This window comes from Mesorhizobium sp. WSM3873, assembly GCF_001672445.1.
GTDB lineage: Bacteria > Pseudomonadota > Alphaproteobacteria > Rhizobiales > Rhizobiaceae > Mesorhizobium.
In genome coordinates, this window is the sequence record NZ_LYTM01000002.1 from 156,486 (window position 1) to 172,354 (window position 15,869).

The 15,869-nt window shown below is 63.0% G+C and carries 15 protein-coding genes and 1 pseudogene; 12 read left to right on the plus strand and 4 right to left on the minus strand.

The features are described 5' to 3' along the window. Positions 1–71 precede the first annotated feature (71 nt). The 5 genes from A9K71_RS02305 (at position 72) to hflX (ending at position 6,512) form a co-directional block, all read left to right on the plus strand. The gene (locus tag A9K71_RS02305) at positions 72–2,363 is read left to right on the plus strand and encodes a PAS domain-containing sensor histidine kinase (RefSeq protein WP_066989713.1); all 2,292 of its coding nucleotides are present in this window, start codon (positions 72–74) and stop codon (positions 2,361–2,363) included. Then, positions 2,353–3,714, plus strand: a complete 1,362-nt coding sequence (locus A9K71_RS02310) for a sigma-54 dependent transcriptional regulator (protein ID WP_066989715.1) — start codon at positions 2,353–2,355, stop codon at positions 3,712–3,714. Before A9K71_RS02305 ends, A9K71_RS02310 begins: the two co-directional genes overlap by 11 nt. 156 nt (positions 3,715–3,870) lie before the next feature. Then, positions 3,871–4,734 (plus strand): D-amino-acid transaminase, encoded by an 864-nt coding sequence (locus A9K71_RS02315; protein ID WP_066989718.1) that lies wholly within the window; start codon positions 3,871–3,873, stop codon positions 4,732–4,734. Positions 4,735–4,877: 143 nt separating this feature from the next. Further along, complete coding sequence (gene hfq / locus A9K71_RS02320; RefSeq protein WP_066989720.1) at positions 4,878–5,123, plus strand: RNA chaperone Hfq; 246 nt, start codon at positions 4,878–4,880, stop codon at positions 5,121–5,123. Beyond that, positions 5,124–6,512, plus strand: a complete 1,389-nt coding sequence (gene hflX / locus A9K71_RS02325) for a GTPase HflX (RefSeq protein ID WP_066989724.1) — start codon at positions 5,124–5,126, stop codon at positions 6,510–6,512. Here the strand turns inward: hflX and mazG are convergent. Continuing rightward, complete coding sequence (mazG, locus tag A9K71_RS02330; protein ID WP_066989727.1) at positions 6,509–7,345, minus strand: nucleoside triphosphate pyrophosphohydrolase; 837 nt, start codon at positions 7,343–7,345, stop codon at positions 6,509–6,511. The genes hflX and mazG overlap by 4 nt on opposite strands. 82 nt (positions 7,346–7,427) lie before the next feature. Then, complete coding sequence (locus A9K71_RS02335; RefSeq protein ID WP_066989729.1) at positions 7,428–8,612, minus strand: amino acid aminotransferase; 1,185 nt, start codon at positions 8,610–8,612, stop codon at positions 7,428–7,430. Positions 8,613–8,881: 269 nt separating this feature from the next. Here A9K71_RS02335 and A9K71_RS02340 point away from each other — a divergent pair, with 269 nt between their 5' ends. The 6 genes and pseudogenes from A9K71_RS02340 (at position 8,882) to A9K71_RS02365 (ending at position 12,658) form a co-directional block, all read left to right on the plus strand. Beyond that, positions 8,882–9,730 carry a hypothetical protein gene (locus tag A9K71_RS02340; protein ID WP_156752568.1) on the plus strand — a complete coding sequence of 283 codons (849 nt, stop codon included), beginning with the start codon at positions 8,882–8,884 and terminating at the stop codon, positions 9,728–9,730. A gap of 151 nt (positions 9,731–9,881) precedes the next feature. Further along, the gene (locus A9K71_RS02345) at positions 9,882–10,403 is read left to right on the plus strand and encodes a sigma-70 family RNA polymerase sigma factor (protein WP_245299507.1); all 522 of its coding nucleotides are present in this window, start codon (positions 9,882–9,884) and stop codon (positions 10,401–10,403) included. Then, the gene (locus tag A9K71_RS02350) at positions 10,400–11,173 is read left to right on the plus strand and encodes an anti-sigma factor (protein WP_066989738.1); all 774 of its coding nucleotides are present in this window, start codon (positions 10,400–10,402) and stop codon (positions 11,171–11,173) included. Before A9K71_RS02345 ends, A9K71_RS02350 begins: the two co-directional genes overlap by 4 nt. A gap of 38 nt (positions 11,174–11,211) precedes the next feature. Further along, positions 11,212–11,928 (plus strand): Bax inhibitor-1/YccA family protein, encoded by a 717-nt coding sequence (locus A9K71_RS02355; protein ID WP_066989741.1) that lies wholly within the window; start codon positions 11,212–11,214, stop codon positions 11,926–11,928. A 3-nt stretch (positions 11,929–11,931) separates the two neighbouring features. Next, a pseudogene (locus tag A9K71_RS29745) lies at positions 11,932–12,244 on the plus strand (aldose 1-epimerase family protein); the annotation flags it as partial. 3 nt (positions 12,245–12,247) lie between these two features. Next, positions 12,248–12,658 carry a hypothetical protein gene (locus A9K71_RS02365; protein ID WP_066989746.1) on the plus strand — a complete coding sequence of 137 codons (411 nt, stop codon included), beginning with the start codon at positions 12,248–12,250 and terminating at the stop codon, positions 12,656–12,658. Positions 12,659–12,714: 56 nt separating this feature from the next. Here the strand turns inward: A9K71_RS02365 and A9K71_RS02370 are convergent, their stop codons facing one another. Next, complete coding sequence (locus tag A9K71_RS02370) at positions 12,715–13,470, minus strand: outer membrane beta-barrel protein (RefSeq protein ID WP_066989749.1); 756 nt, start codon at positions 13,468–13,470, stop codon at positions 12,715–12,717. Between the two features lie 266 nt (positions 13,471–13,736). On the opposite strand from A9K71_RS02370, the gene A9K71_RS02375 reads away from it, so the two are divergent. Next, entirely contained in the window at positions 13,737–14,129 is a 393-nt protein-coding gene (locus A9K71_RS02375; RefSeq protein ID WP_066989752.1) for a GFA family protein, read from the plus strand. Between the two features lie 23 nt (positions 14,130–14,152). Here A9K71_RS02375 and A9K71_RS02380 read toward each other — a convergent pair whose 3' ends face one another. Then, complete coding sequence (locus tag A9K71_RS02380; RefSeq protein WP_245299508.1) at positions 14,153–15,670, minus strand: winged helix-turn-helix domain-containing protein; 1,518 nt, start codon at positions 15,668–15,670, stop codon at positions 14,153–14,155. Positions 15,671–15,869: the final 199 nt, after the last annotated feature.

Below are 15,869 nucleotides of genomic sequence, written 5' to 3' on the forward strand. Positions count from 1 at the left end.
GCCACACTTGTTGCATAATCGCCACAATGCGTTGCATACATCCGACGCAATGACCGACTCTAGACGGCGATATGGCTGCTGAGGCTCCGACACTGAACCAACCGCTTTTCAGCCGGGCCGGCGTTCGCGACGGTCGCCGGCTGCTGGCGCTGCCCGGCGTGGTCGCGATCGTCGGCGCCATGATCACCGCAGCGATCTCGTTTGCGATCCTTGTCGGTGCGACCCCAATCGCGCCGAATGCAAACGCCACCTGGGCGCTGATCGCGCTCAACGCCGTCTTCGTCCTGTTCCTGATCGCCCTGATCAGCCGCGAGATCCGCCGCATCGTCATGGCGCGCAGGCACGGCCGTGCAGCATCGCGGCTGCATGTGCGCATCGTCGCCATGTTCGCGCTGGTCGCCGCCATCCCGGCGATCATGGTCGCGATCATCGCCTCGATCACGCTCGATATCGGCCTCGACCGCTGGTTCGAGATCCGCACCAAAACGATCGTCAATTCGTCGCTGTCGATCGCCGATGCCTATGTCCAGGAAAATGCGCGCAACCTGCAGGGCACGACCCTGTCGATGGCCTACGACCTCGACGCCTCGCGCACGCTCTACGGGCTCGACCGCACCGGCTTCCTCGATCTCATGAACAAGGAGGCCGTTGGCCGCGGACTGGCGCATGCGGCGCTGATCAAGCCTGACGGCTCTTTCGTCATGAGCGCCAAGACCGACGCCGACTTCGCCATGCCGGAGCCGCCCCCTGGCGCGGTCAACACGGCCGCCGACGGCAAGCCGGTGCTGATCGAGCCGCGCACCCGCAACATCATGGGCGCCATCGTCAAGTTGCGCGAGATCGAAGGTCTTTATCTCTACACGATCCGGCTCGTCGACCCGGACGTTATCAAGGCGCGGCAGATCGTTCGGTCGAACACCGACGAGTATCGCGGACTGGAAGAGAACCGTCGCACTTCGCAAGTCGCGTTCGCGCTGCCCTATCTGTCGCTGACCCTGATCGTCATCCTGTCGGCGATCTGGACCGGCATCGCCGTGGCCGATCGCATTGTCCGGCCGATCCGCCAGCTGATCGGCGCGGCCGACGAGGTGGCGACCGGCAATCTCGACGTCGCCGTGCCCGTGCGTCAATCGGACGGCGACGTCGCTTCGCTCGGCGAGACCTTCAACAACATGATCCTCGAGCTCAAATCGCAGCGCAACGAGCTGCTGTCGGCCAAAGACCTGATCGACGAGCGGCGGCGGTTCTCGGAGGCGGTGCTGGCCGGCGTGACCGCAGGCGTCATCGGCGTCGATCCCTACGGCGTCATCACCATCGCCAATCGCTCGGCCGAAACGATGCTGGCGATCTCGGCGAGTGCCGCGCTCGGACAGAACCTCTCCGCCATCCTGCCGCATGTCGGTCGCGTCTTCGAGATCGGGCGCCAATCCGGCAAGCCGGTCTATCGCGAGCAGGTGACCTTCTTCCGCGCCGGCATGGAACGGACTTTCAATGTCCAGGTCACCGTCGAGGCCGGAGACGACGGCTCGGAAGAAAAATCCTATGTCGTCACCATCGACGACATTACCGATCTCGTGCAGGCGCAGCGGTCTTCGGCCTGGGCCGATGTGGCGCGGCGCATTGCCCATGAGATCAAGAATCCACTGACGCCCATCCAGCTCTCGGCCGAGCGCATCAGGCGCCGTTACGGCAAGGTCATCACCGAGGACCGCGAAGTCTTCGATCAATGCACCGACACCATCATCCGTCAGGTCGAGGACATCGGCCGCATGGTCGACGAATTCTCGGCCTTCGCCCGCATGCCGAAGCCGGAGATGAAGGTGATAGACCTGCGCGAGTCGCTGCGCGAAGCTTCGTTCCTGGTGGAAGTCAGCCGCTCCGACATTGCTTTCCAGCGTGATTTCGGCAACGAGCCGCTCAAGGGAACGTTCGACAGCCGCCTGATGGCGCAGGCCTTCGGCAACGTCATCAAAAACGCCGCCGAGGCCATCGACGGACTTGATGCGCAAGACCGTTCCGACGGCACAATCCGGATTCAAGCCGGGCGCCAAGATGGCGCCATAAGAATCGATGTTATCGACAACGGCAAAGGGCTGCCGCGCGAGAATCGGCAGAGACTGCTCGAGCCCTACATGACGACGCGCGAAAAAGGCACCGGCCTTGGCCTCGCTATCGTCAAGAAGATCGTGGAGGACCATGGCGGCCGGCTCGAATTGCACGACGCGCCGCCCGATTTCCACGGCGGCCGGGGCGCGATGATCTCGATCATCTTGCCACCGGCGGCGGTCGTCCCCGCGCCGCCACGCGGCGAAGGCCGCGACGAACACGAACGAGAAACTGAAAAGGTCGGTAATGGCGTCTGACATTCTCATCGTCGATGACGAGGAAGACATCCGCGAACTGGTCGCCGGTATCCTGAGCGACGAAGGTCACGAAACCCGCACGGCACACGATGCCGACAGCGCGCTAGCGGCGATTGCCGATCGCGCGCCACGGCTGATTTTCCTCGATATCTGGCTGCAGGGCTCGCGCCTCGACGGTCTGGCGCTGCTCGACGAGATCAAGACGATGCATCCGAACATGCCGGTGGTGATGATCTCCGGCCACGGCAACATCGAAACGGCGGTGTCGGCCATCCGGCGCGGCGCCTATGATTTCATCGAGAAGCCGTTCAAGGCCGACCGTCTCATCCTGATCGCCGAGCGCGCGCTGGAAACTTCCAAATTGCGGCGCGAGGTCTCGGACCTCAAGCTGCGCAGCGGCGAGACCTTCGACCTGATCGGCATGTCGTCAGCGATGAGCCAACTGCGGCAGACCATCGAGCGTGTCGCGCCCACCAACAGCCGCATCATGATCATCGGACCGTCGGGTTCCGGCAAGGAACTGACGGCGCGCGCCATCCACGCGCTTTCGGCGCGCAAGAACGGGCCGTTCGTGACGCTGAGCGCCGCCACCATCACGCCGGAACGCATGGAGATCGAGCTGTTCGGCACCGAATCGAACGGCACCGAACGCAAGGTCGGCGCGCTGGAGGAGGCGCATCGCGGCATCCTCTACATCGACGAGGTCGCCGACATGCCGCGCGAGACGCAGAACAAGATTCTGCGCGTGCTGGTCGAGCAGCAGTTCGAGCGGGTAGGGGGCACAAAGCGGGTCAAGGTCGACGTCCGCATCATCTCCTCCACAGCGCAAAACCTGGAGGCCATGATTGCCGATGGCCGCTTCCGCGAGGACCTTTATCATCGCTTGGCGGTGGTCCCCGTCACTGTGCCGGGTCTCGCCGAACGGCGAGAGGATATTCCGTATCTCGTCGACAATTTCATGAAGCAGATCGCGCGTCAGGCCGGCATCAAGCCGCGCCGCATCGGTGACGACGCGCTGGCCGTGCTGCAGGCGCACAACTGGCCGGGGAACGTGCGCCAGCTGCGCAACAATGTCGAGCGGCTGATGATCCTGGCGCGAGGCGGCGACGTCGACGCGCCGATCACCGCTGACCTTCTGCCCTCCGAGATCGGCGACGTCATGCCGCGCACCCCCAACCAGTCGGACCAGCACATCATGGCGCTGCCGCTGCGCGAGGCGCGCGAGCAATTCGAGAAGGACTATCTGATCGCCCAGATCAATCGCTTCGGCGGCAACATCTCGAAGACGGCCGAGTTCATCGGCATGGAGCGATCAGCTTTGCACCGCAAGCTGAAGTCGCTGGGCGTGTAAAGGCAATCCAGGAAAAGTGGGCAGCGCCGGTTGGGGTCGGCGGCTTCGCCGTACCATTCCGTCTGGAATTGCCCAAAGCCGGCTGGCCCACGCGATTGTTCATTACGGCAGCGGCGGAATCGCTTAAGAGAGCCGGACATTTCCCTGAGGTAGCCCATGCCGCGCATTGCCTATGTCAACGGGCGCTACGTTGCCCATGCCGACGCCCGCGTCCATATCGAGGATCGCGGCTATCAGTTCGCTGACGGCGTCTATGAGGTCTGCGAGGTGGCGCGCGGCTTTATCGTCGACATGCCGCGCCATCTGGCCCGGCTTAAGCGCTCGCTCAAGGAATTGTCGATCGCATGGCCCGTCTCGGAAGGCGTCCTGCCGATGCTGCTGCGCGAGGTGGTGCGCCGCAACAACGTCGTCAACGGCCTCGTCTATCTCCAGGTGACGCGCGGCGTCGCCAGCCGTGAATTCGTCTTTCCCGCAGTCGGCACCCGCCCGTCCTTGGTTATAACCGCCCGGAAGGCCGACCCCTCTGCTGCCGCCAAGCGGGTTGAGACCGGCATCAAGGTCATCACCGTCCCGGAGAATCGCTGGGACCGCGTCGACATCAAGAGCACCGGCCTGCTTGCCAATGTGCTCGCCAAGCAGAAGGCCAAGGAAGCCGGCGCCCAGGAGGCCTGGTTCGTCGACTCCGACGGCACGGTCAAGGAGGGCGGCTCGTCCAATGCCTGGATCGTCACCCGCGACGGCGTTCTGGTGACGCGGCCGGCCGAACACGGCATCCTGCGCGGCATCACCCGCACGACACTGTTCGACGTCGCCGAAAAGCTCGGTCTGAAGATCGAGGAGCGTGGGTTTTCGATCGCCGAAGCCAAGGCAGCGCGCGAGGCTTTCATCAGTTCCGCGACCACGATCGCCATGCCGGTAGTCGAAATCGACGGCGCGCCGATCGCAAACGGCCACCCCGGTTCCATGACACTTTCGTTGCGGCAGGCATTTTTTGACATTGCGGAAAAAAGTCCAGCCTGATAACCGCAAAGGTGGAATGAACCTCAACTATCTCGTTCTGCTTGTCGTTTAGGCGGCAAGAGGGGGTTTGCGCGCTTGACAGGCGCCGCGTAATTTGGCGCATTGGCCTGCAGACCGAAGGGGATCGGCGAAAGACAAAAACAATGGCGGAACGATCGCAAAACCTTCAGGACCTGTTCCTGAATTCAGTTCGCAAGAGCAAAAATCCACTTACCATCTTTCTCATCAACGGTGTGAAGCTGACCGGCGTGGTCACTTCGTTCGACAATTTCTGTGTGTTGTTGCGGCGCGACGGGCATTCCCAGCTCGTCTACAAGCACGCCATTTCCACGATCATGCCGAGCCAGCCGGTTCAGATGTTTGATGGCGAGGAAGGCCAGGGCGCCTGATTGGCACGTGAGCAGGACGCGGACCGCAGAGTTCGCGGGAAACAAGGACATCAACTCGGGCCGGAAGCCAAGGATCCGACCCGGGCCGTTGTCATTGTGCCGGTGCTTGCGCGCCAGCCGCGCGGCGATGAGGATTCGAGCCGCCCGCGCCTGAGCCGCTCGGCGGATGCCCGCCACGACGAGGCGGTCGGGCTTGCCAGCGCCATCGACCTGGACCCGGTCCACACCGCGGTGGTGACGGTCACCGATCCCCGCCCGGCAACGCTGCTCGGCAGCGGCAAAGTGGCGGAATTCGCCGACATCGTGAAGGAACGCAAGGCGGAATTGGTCATCGTCGACCATCCGCTCACGCCGGTGCAGCAGCGCAATCTCGAGAAGGAACTGAACGCCAAAGTGCTCGACCGCACCGGGCTTATCCTCGAGATCTTCGGCGAGCGCGCCAGGACCAAGGAAGGCACCCTGCAGGTCGAGCTGGCGCATCTCAACTATCAGAAGGGTCGGCTGGTGCGCAGTTGGACCCACCTCGAACGGCAGCGCGGCGGCGCGGGTTTCCTGGGCGGTCCCGGCGAAACGCAGATCGAATCCGACCGGCGGATCCTGCAGGACAAGATCACCAAGCTCAAACATGAGCTGGAAACGGTTCGCCGCACCCGCGACCTGCACCGCGCAAAACGCAAGAAGGTGCCATTTCCGGTAGTTGCGATCGTCGGCTACACCAATGCCGGAAAGTCGACGCTGTTCAACCGGCTGACCGGGGCAGGGGTGCTGGCGGAGGACATGCTGTTCGCCACGCTCGATCCGACGCTGCGCCGCGTGCGCCTGCCGCACGGCACGCCGATCATCCTGTCGGACACGGTCGGCTTCATCTCGGACTTGCCGACTCATCTGGTCGCGGCCTTCCGGGCGACGCTGGAAGAGGTCGTCGAGGCCGATCTCGTGCTACATCTGCGCGATATCTCTGATCCGGACACGGCAGCGCAGGCCGAGGATGTCGAGCGCATCCTTGGCGATCTCGGCGTCGATGCCGCGGACACCAGCCGCGTGATCGAGGTGTGGAACAAGATCGACCTGCTCGACGAAGGCAATCGCGAGCGCCTGCTTGCCGAGAGCGCCGGCGGCAAGGCGCCGCCGATCGCGATATCGGCAGCGACCGGCGAGGGGATCGATGCGCTCAAGGCGCTCATCGAGGCCAGAGTGTCGGGCGAGTTGGAAACGATGACGGTGACGTTGAGCCCTGCTGAGCTCGGCCAGGTCGACTGGCTCTATCGCAATGGCGATGTCGTCTCGCGGAGCGACAATGAGGACGGCAGCGTCACCATCTCACTGACGGCCACGCACAGCGCCCGCCAGGAGATCGAGACCCGGCTGAACCGCAGGAACCACGGCTAGACCGCTGCTTTTCTTGCGTTTTTGGCCTGCTGCCAGAGGGTTTCCATCTCGTCCAAAGTCGCCTGTTCCAGCGACCTCCCGGAAGCCTCCAACTCCCGCTCGACATAATGGAAGCGCGAGCGGAACTTCTCGTTGGTGCCGCTCAGCGCGGCTTCGGCATCAAGTCTCAAATGGCGGCCGAGATTGACGACGGCAAACAGCATGTCGCCGAACTCATCCTTGATGGGTGCCGCGTCGCCCGTGACCAGCGCCTCGCGCAGCTCGCCGATCTCTTCCTCTATCTTGTCGAGGATGGGTGCTGCCTCGCTCCAGTCGAAGCCGACGCGCGCAGCCTTCTCCTGCAGCTTCAACGCGCGGGTCAGCGCAGGGAGCGCAACCGGCACGCTATCGAGATAGCCCTTGCCGTGATCTTCCGGGTCGAGGCCGCGCGCGATGCGGGCGTTGCGCTTGTCGGCCTTCTCCACCGCCTTGATCTTCTCCCACATGCCCTTGGCCATGCCGGCGCTGCGCGCCTTCTCGTCGCCGAAGACATGCGGGTGACGGCGGATCATCTTGGTGGTGATCGCCTCGACAACGTCGCCGAACGCGAACTCGCCAATCTCCTGCGCCATCTGCGCGTGGTAGACGACCTGCAGCAGAAGGTCGCCCAGTTCCTCTCGCAGATCGTCGAAGTCGCCGCGCGCGATCGCATCCGCCACTTCATAGGCTTCCTCGATCGTGTAGGGGGCGATGGTGGAAAAGTTCTGCTCGATGTCCCAGGGGCAGCCGGTCTTCGGCGCTCTCAGTGCCGCCATGATCTCGATCAGACGGGAGATGTCTTTGGAGGGTTTCATGCAACAAACCCTAGCGCGCGCCGCGGCGGGCAACCAATCCCGCCGGCTGGCAAAAGCCGATTGTCCACAGTTGCGCCGGCGCTCAGTCGAGCACCGAAACGATCGCCTTGGCGAGCTCGTCCATGCCGTCCTCAGGTAGACCTGCCACATTGATGCGGCTGTCACCCACCATATAGACGGCGTGCTTGGTGCGCAGCCGCTCAACCTGCGCTTCGGTGAGCCCCAGGCGGGAGAACATGCCGCGATGGCTGGCGACGAAATCGAAGCGATCGGAGTTGGATTGCCGACGCAACGCCTCGGCGAAGGCGACACGCAGCCTGAGCATGCGCAGCCGCATGTCCTCGAGTTCCGTCTCCCAGACCTTCTTCAGATCGGCGTCTTCCAGCACCATGCGTACGGCCGCAGCGCCATGGTCCGGCGGCATCGAATAGAGCGCTCGCGCCGCTGCCAGCATCTGGCTCATCGCCACGTCGGCCTGTGCGCCGTCCTTGGCCATGATCATGGCGGAACCGACGCGGTCGCGATAGACGGCGAAATTTTTCGAGCAGCTCGAGGCGACGACCATCTCGGGCACCTTGCCGGCGAGCAGCCGCAGGCCGGCGGCATCGGCGTCGAGCCCTTCGCCAAAGCCCTGATAGGCGATGTCGACGAAAGGCAAAAGGCCGCGCTCAAGCAGAACGTCGGCAACGTTCGCCCATTGCGCAGCATCCAGGTTGGCACCGGTCGGGTTATGGCAGCAGCCATGCAGCAGCACGATATCCCCGCTATTGGCGGTCTTGAGCACCGCCAGCATGTCGTCGAAACGGACAGCGCCGGAAACAGCGTCGAAATAAGGATAGTCGCGCACCTGTAGGCCGGCGGCGCGCATCACCGGCAGGTGGTTCGGCCAGGTCGGATCGGAGAGCCACACCGTCGCGCCTGGGCGCGTGCGCTGCAGAAGCTCGGCCATCAGCCTGAGGGCGCCCGATCCGCCCGGCGCCTGCGCTGCGCGGATGCGCGAATGATCGGCCCTCTCGCCGAAGGCAAGCTTGATCATGGCGGCGTTGAAGCCGGTGTCGCCGGCGAGGCCGAGATAGGTCTTGGTGTCCTGGCCCGCGAGCAGCCGCTTCTCGGCCTCGCGCACGGCCCGCATCACCGGCGTCCTGCCGTCACGATCCTTGTAGACGCCGACACCCAGGTCGACTTTGCCGGGGCGCGTGTCGGCGCGGTAAAGGCCGATCAACGCAAGGATCTTGTCGGCGGGCGCGGGCTGCAGGGTCTCGAACATCGATCGGGCTCCAGTGGCGGCGGAGTGATACGCAAATCGGCCGCGCTTCGCCAGCGGTTTCGCTTAGCATCACGTCTGCGAGCATGACTGTCGCAGCAAAGATGCCGGTTGGGGCTTCGCCAAGTCCAAGCAGGCGCCGCACTGGTTCTGCCGTGCGCACCTCGGCTGGTTGGTTCGTCTTCGTGCTGTCCTTTATTGTGGAAGAGGCCAATACCTCGTTGGAGGTCCGCTTCCAAGTGCGATAATGTTTCGACACACGGGGGACAAGCATGAAAAAGCGCCTAACTGATGGCTTGCGATACCTTGGCGACATGCGCGGGGTAGCTAATCGCGTTTCGAAAGCAATAATTCTGTCGATTATCTTCGTTCTAGTTACAAGTGCGGTTTGGAAAGCATATCACGATGCGTGCAGGCCCGAGCGTTATTGGGCTTGCGGTTTGCGGCACTATTTCTATTTTCGTTGGTTCTACAACTATCAGACGTTGATTACAGGTCTCTTGGCCCTAACGGGGGCATGGTGGGGAGTGCGCGCTATACATGCGCAGATGAGACAGGAGGTACTAGCTGAGGAATCCCGGCTTGAAAGTCGACGCGCCGCTGCGAGAGCGACCCTGCCGTTGTCACTCAGTCTGCTGTCGGAATACGCCGAAGAATGCACCGTGATCCTTAGAGGGCTGCTGAATAAATGCGTCGACGGCGCGCTTCCGCACTCGGTTAAGTTCAAAGGATTTCCGTCCCTGCCGTCTGAAGCGATACAGGCATTTAAGGAGATGACTGAGGTGTCACTTCCAGGCGATCGAGAGACACTAGCGACTATCCTGACTAAGATTCAGATTCAGAGGTCGAGGATAAGCGCAATTACAGCCGAAAGACGGCCCCCCGATATGATCGTTGCTGCCGCGAATTTGGAGGAATACATTCTCGATGCGGCGGAAATCTACGCGCGTTCGGCTGCATTGTACGAATACGCACGTCGAAAATCTCAGGCGATACCAAGCGCCACGATCTCGGTCGATGCGCAGATAGGTGCCCTAAGCAACTTAGGGGTGTTTGACGAGCTGCGCGACAAATTGGTTGCGACGCTGCGAAGGAGAAATCAGACGAACCGTACCGCCTAGCCTGCTGGACTCAGTGGTAGCCCTAAGCCAACTGAGACACAAAGCTCGGCTTCCCCAATGCGCCGTTTGCGAACGAGGCCGCGCAAAAGAAAATTGCAGCCGAGGGGATTAAAATCCCCACATGCTCCGTAAACAGGGCATGAAACGGTCGATGGCACGCTTTGATATCGTCGGGCAGTTGGGCTCGCTGCGGCGCTACGCACGCTCGCTGACGCGCGACAGCGCCGATGCCGAGGATCTGGTCCACGACGCGCTGGTGCGCGCCTATGAGCGGCGCGGCACCTTTCGTTCGGGCGGCAACCCGCGCGCCTGGCTGCTGGCGATCCTGCACAACATCTTCATCGACCGCATGCGCTCGCGGCGGTCCGAGGCAGCGCGCATCGAGCAGGCAGGCCGTCTCGCCGAGCAAAACATGCCGGCGTCCCAGGACCATTCGGTGCGCCTTTCGCAGGTGCGCGAAGCCTTCCTGTCGCTGCCGGAAGAGCAGCGCGCCGCGCTGCATCTCGTCGCCATCGAAGGGTTGAGCTACGCGGAAGCGGCCGAGGTCAGTGGCGTCCCGCTCGGAACCCTGATGTCGCGCATCGGCCGCGCTCGTGCGGCGCTGCGCGAGATGGAGGAGGGCGCTCCGGCGCGCGGCAAAAATCACCTGAGGATCGTGGGAGGTGAATCATGACCGCCATCGTCGATCCGGTGACCGATGCCGATCTCGACGCCTATGTCGACGATCAGCTCGACGTCGCCCGCCGCATCGAGGTCGAGGCGTTCCTGTCCGCTCGTCCCGAAGTGGCTGCGCGTGTGATGTCGGATCTCAGAACGCGCGACGAGTTGCGCGTGGCGCTGGCCGGGCCAGGCGCAATGGCGCGCCCGGCGACGACCGACGCGGCGCGTCGGCTGGAGAGGGTGCTTGCCAGGGACCGTGCCTTTTCCGTGCTGCAGCGCGCCGCGGCCGCCGCCGTGCTGGTGGCGGCGGGGTGGCTTGCGAACGGCGTCTTCGGGCCGATCGCTGTCAGCAAGGTGGTCGCGTCGACGCAGCCGCCCGCCTATGTCGAGGAAGCGGTGAGCGCGCACCGGACGACGCTGGTGCGTGAGACGATGCCGTCCCAGGCCGAAGCGCCAAATTACAATGCCGACGAGATCCGCGCCGCGACCGCGATCGTCATGCCGTCATTGCCCGACGGCTGGCGGATCCGCGATGTTCAGATCTATCCGTCGCGGTTCGGGCCGAGCGTCGAGATGGCACTCGAAACGAAGGACCTCGGGCTGGTGTCGCTGTTTGCGATCAGGCCAGGCACGTTCGACGTCGTGAAGCCCACCGTCGCGCCCTTGGGCGATATCTCGTCCGCCTATTTCCAGATCGGCGAGGTCGCTTACGCCGTCGTCGGACAAGGCGATGCCGGCGATCTCGACCGGGCCGCCGAAAAGCTCGCCCGCACTCTCTATTGAAACAGCCAATCGAACCGACCAAACCAAGGAGAAACGAAATGAACAGCCCTAATCTTGGATACCGAATGGGCACCGGCGTTCGGGCCGGTGCCGTCTATGACGAGGGCCTGCGCCGGCACATGCTGCGCGTCTACAACTATATGGGCCTCGGGCTCGTCGTGACCGGCCTCGTCGCCCTTGTTGTGGCCTCGACGCCGGCGCTCTACGTCCCGATCTTCTCCACGCCGCTGAAATGGGTGGTGATGCTGGCGCCGCTCGCCTTCGTCATGTTCTTCTCCTTCAAGATGCAGACAATGTCGGCGGCGAGCGCGCAGGCGATGTTCTGGGCCTTCTGCGCGGTCATGGGCCTGTCGCTGGCTTCCGTGTTCCTGGTCTTCACCGGCACCAGCATCGCGCGCACCTTCTTCATCGCCGCCACCATGTTCGGCGCCACCAGCCTCTACGGCTACACGACCAGGCGCGACCTGACGCAGTTCTCGTCCTTCCTGATCATGGGCCTGATCGGCGTGGTGATCGCGAGCCTCGTCAACCTGTTCCTCGGCTCGACCGCGCTGCAGTTCGCCATCTCCGTGATCGGCATCGCCGTCTTCATCGGCCTGACCGCCTGGGACACGCAGACGATCAAGGAGCAGTATGCCGAGAATTTCGACGCGGAATCGCAACAGAAGCTCGCCGTCTTCGGCGCCTTCTCGCTGTATCTCAACTTCATCAACATCTTCCAGCTGCTGCTGAATTTCACCGGCGAACGCGAATAGTCCGTCGCCAACACAGGCGACGAGGTGCTGCCGGCCTCGGTCGGTGCCCACCCGGCCTTCAACTGGCCTTTGCTGCCGGAATTGCCCAAGGAAGCCTACCGGCTGACCTTTGCCGACGATGAACCCGCTCCGATACGGCGCCCGCATCTGGTCCAAGCCCGGCGGCGCGCCGTTCCTCTGCATCGAGCCCTGGCATGGCGTTGCAAACCCGGTCGATTTCGACGGCGAATTCGCCGACAAGCCGGGCGTGATGCTGATCCCGCCAGGCGCCAAGCGCAAGTTGACCTACCGGATCACCATCAGCCGGGATGCGTGAGGCATGGCGTTCGCGATCAAGGCCGAGGTCAAGGATCCGCTGGCCGGGACATTCTCATTCGCGGCGCAGAAAACCATGTATGGCGGCAAGCATATCGCCGAAGGCGACACGATCTTCGTGTTCGCCAGCGAAAACGAAGGCGGGCAGGGGCTCATCGCGCGAGGTGTCGTCATGTCCTCGCAGGCAATTGCGAAACGACCCGATCTTGAACGGCAGACGCCCCGTGTTAGCGTTTCCATCCGTCGCGCCGCCCTGGCGACCAGGCGGTTGGGCCGCGACGAGCTCAAGCGCTTCAAGGATTGGAAGGACGGCCGGCCGGAGACGGAGCTCAATTTCAAATTCTATCGCCAGGCGACGAACAAGATCGTCGGCATCTCGCGTGAGACGGCGGCTTTTCTCGATGGGTTTTTCTAATCGCGGGACAGGCCCGGCGCGCTAGCCGAGCAAGAAACCTCAGCTAATTCAGTCGATTAGTTGTGTTCGCTTGCGGCGAACTTATAGCTTAGCCGTGCCATGACCACGTCGGCCCTGGCCTTGACCTTGTAAGTTTCGGGATTGGCCCCCAGCGAACCGTCGTCGAACACATTGGGGCCCGTGCTGGTCTTGGAGCCGAGATCAATATGAGTGTAGTCCACGCCAAGGCTCAGCTTGTCGGTGAGGGCGTAATCGATGCCGAGACCCAGCGCATAGCCGTTGTGCCAGTCGTTCTGCTCGTATGTGACTAGGGCGTCGTTGTCGCGCGCTTTGAAACCGACCTCGCCTCCGGCGTAGCCGCCCTTCGCATAGACCAAGACACGGTCGAACGCGTAGCCGATCCGGCCGACCACCGTCGCATAATGCTGGATCCTGCCGGTCTCGGTATCGCTATCGGGGAAGTATGGACTGACGATCGTCTTCCTGATCCCCGTTGCGGTCCATGAGGCTTCGCCGCCCAACACGAACTGGTTCCACTGGTACTGAGCGCTGACCTGCACGCCGCCAGCTATGTTGGTGTCGCGGAAATGGAACCCCTCGGTTCCGGCGGGGACCAGATCCGTGAAGAAGCCGCCGTTCGGCTGCGCGACGTCGATGGCTGTGATATCTCCATTGGCGACGCCGATATGCGCGCCGGCATAGAAGCCGCTCCAGTCGTAAGCCGAGCCGGCGACCGGACCGGTCATGTCCGCAGCCGAAGCCCCAGTCGCGCTGAGCCCAGCCAGCGCGGCGATTGCAAGAAAAGTTCTCACTGAATGTTCCTCCGACCCAAATCAGACCCCATTGAGAGCGCGATCATAGCAAGGTATCGCCGGCTAAGCTGTGACGATTATGTCGCACTGCGATAAAATCAAAGGTTGCAGAATGAGACTGTATCAACCTTGATGGCGGCGGCCGCCGAAGACATGCGGCGCCGACGGGCAGGGCGCCAGCCGAAAGGCTGGCGCAGCTTGCATCGACGGCGCAACACGCTTCGTTGTAAACATTCCGGCCACGTGATTTGAAGGAGACGCAACACATGGACCAATTCACCGGCGGCTGCCTGTGTCGCAATGTCCGACTTGTGGCGTCGGGCCGCCCATACAGGGTCTGCATCTGCCATTGTCTCGATTGCCGCAAACATCATGGCGCGCTCTTTTATGCTTCGGCGGTATTCCCTCAGGACGCGGTTACGATCGACGGTGAGACGCGCGACTATGCCGGGCGGTTTTTCTGTCCGCGCTGCGGTTCGTCCGTTTTCGCACGCACCGCGGACGAGATCGAAGTGCATCTCGGGACCCTGGACGCCCCAGACCAGCTAGCCCCGACCTACGAAAGCTGGATCATCCGTCGCGAGTCGTGGCTGCCGCCGTTTCCAGTCAGCAAGCGATACGAGCGCGATCGCGAGGCGACGAGCCGCTTCGAAGAATAGGTCGCGCCATTCCATTCTGGCCGTCAGTCCGGAAGCCCGGCCTTGCGGAACCCGTCAACGAAATGCTCGAGCATCGCGTCGTCGCGGAACGGCTCGGTCCAGACCCAGTGGCTGGTCGTGAAATGCGGGTTGGCGATAAGGAACATCTCGACCTCCGCGCGCGCCTCTTCGAACCGGCCGAGCTGCGCAAGGCTTGCCGCCAGGAAACGGCGTGAGCTGGTCCGATAGGTCTCGTCCCGGCGCAGCGTCTCGATGGCGGCTTCATAGGCGCGGGCCGCATATTGCGCGGCGCCGAGCGTGAGATAGTACCAACTCGGCGGAAACGGGTTCAGCCGGAACGCCTTGCGAATGTGCTCAAGGCCTTCCTCGATCCGCCCGGCTAGGACCTCGATATCGGACAATGTCGCCCAGGCGTCGGCCTCGTTCGGATCGAGCTCGAACGCTCTGGCGAATTCGGCATCCGCCTCGCCGAAGCGATGCTCATAGGCAAGCAGGTTGGCAAGCACCCAGCGGCAGCCGGCGTCGTTGGGGTCGATCGTCACGGCTTTGCGGGCCAGCTCCAAGGCAATGCTCCGGTTGGGGTCGACGGGCTCGCCCCAATGCACCCATCCCATCCAATGGTTCATGGCGAGCCAGCGATAGGCCTCGGCGTATTCCGGATCCAGCGAGACCGCGCGCGTCAGCATCAGATGCGCCTCCCGCGCCGTCTGAGGCGAGTCGTCGATCAGTTTTCGCGCCCGCACGCACAGATCGTAGGCCTCGAGATTCTTGGGCCGATTGCGCGGTGGCTGCGTGCGCAGCCGGCCGAGCAGCGCCTCCACGATCTTGGCCGTTACCTCGTCCTGGACGGCAAAAATATCTTCCAGGCTGCGATCGAAGCGTTCCGCCCACAGGTGTTCACCGCTCACCGCGTCGACAAGCTGCGCGTTGATGCGCACACGCCCCGCGGCGCGCCTTGCGCTCCCCTCAAGCAGGTAACGCACGCCAAGGTCCTCGGCGATCGCGCGCACATCCATCGGCTTTCCCTTGTAGACGAAGACCGAGTTGCGCGCGATGACGAACAGTCCCGCGTTCCTGGACAGGTCGGTGATCAGATCTTCGGTCAACCCGTCCGCGAAGGATTCCTGCTCGGGATCATTGCCGAAATTGACGAAGGGCAGAACGGCAATCGAAGGCTTGCCGGGCAGTGGCAAAGGTTTTCGTTTCGTCTCGCCAAGCTGTTCGATGACCCCCGTGAAGCGATAGCCGACGCGCGGCACCGTAGCGATCCATTCACCGCCGTCGGCGGCGGGGCCGAGCAGCTTTCTGAGCTGCGCGATCTGGACGGTGAGGTTGCCTTCCTCAACGGCCGTGCCCGGCCATGCCGCGTCCATCAGCTCGGCCTTGGCCAGGATTTCGCCGGGACGTTCCACGAGCGCGGCAAGCAGCTTCAGCCCCCGATAGCCGGCGGCCACGGGGACATCGTTCCGAAGCAACATTCCCGCAGCTGAATCAAGCACGTACGGGCCGAAGGCAAAGCGCGATCCCTGCATGCGGCGCATCTATAGAGCAATTCCAGGAAAAGTGTGAGACGGGTAGAGCAGTTCGTCATGTCCGATGAACCGCTCAGGCCGATTTGGAAGTTTTGAGAACTATTTGGATGCGCTTAATTACGGCGCAGCCCGCATCCTGCAGAATCCAACCTCATTCAGGTGGAAGGCCCCAACTCGAAAAGCATGGGGCCGCAAACCATAGGAGGTT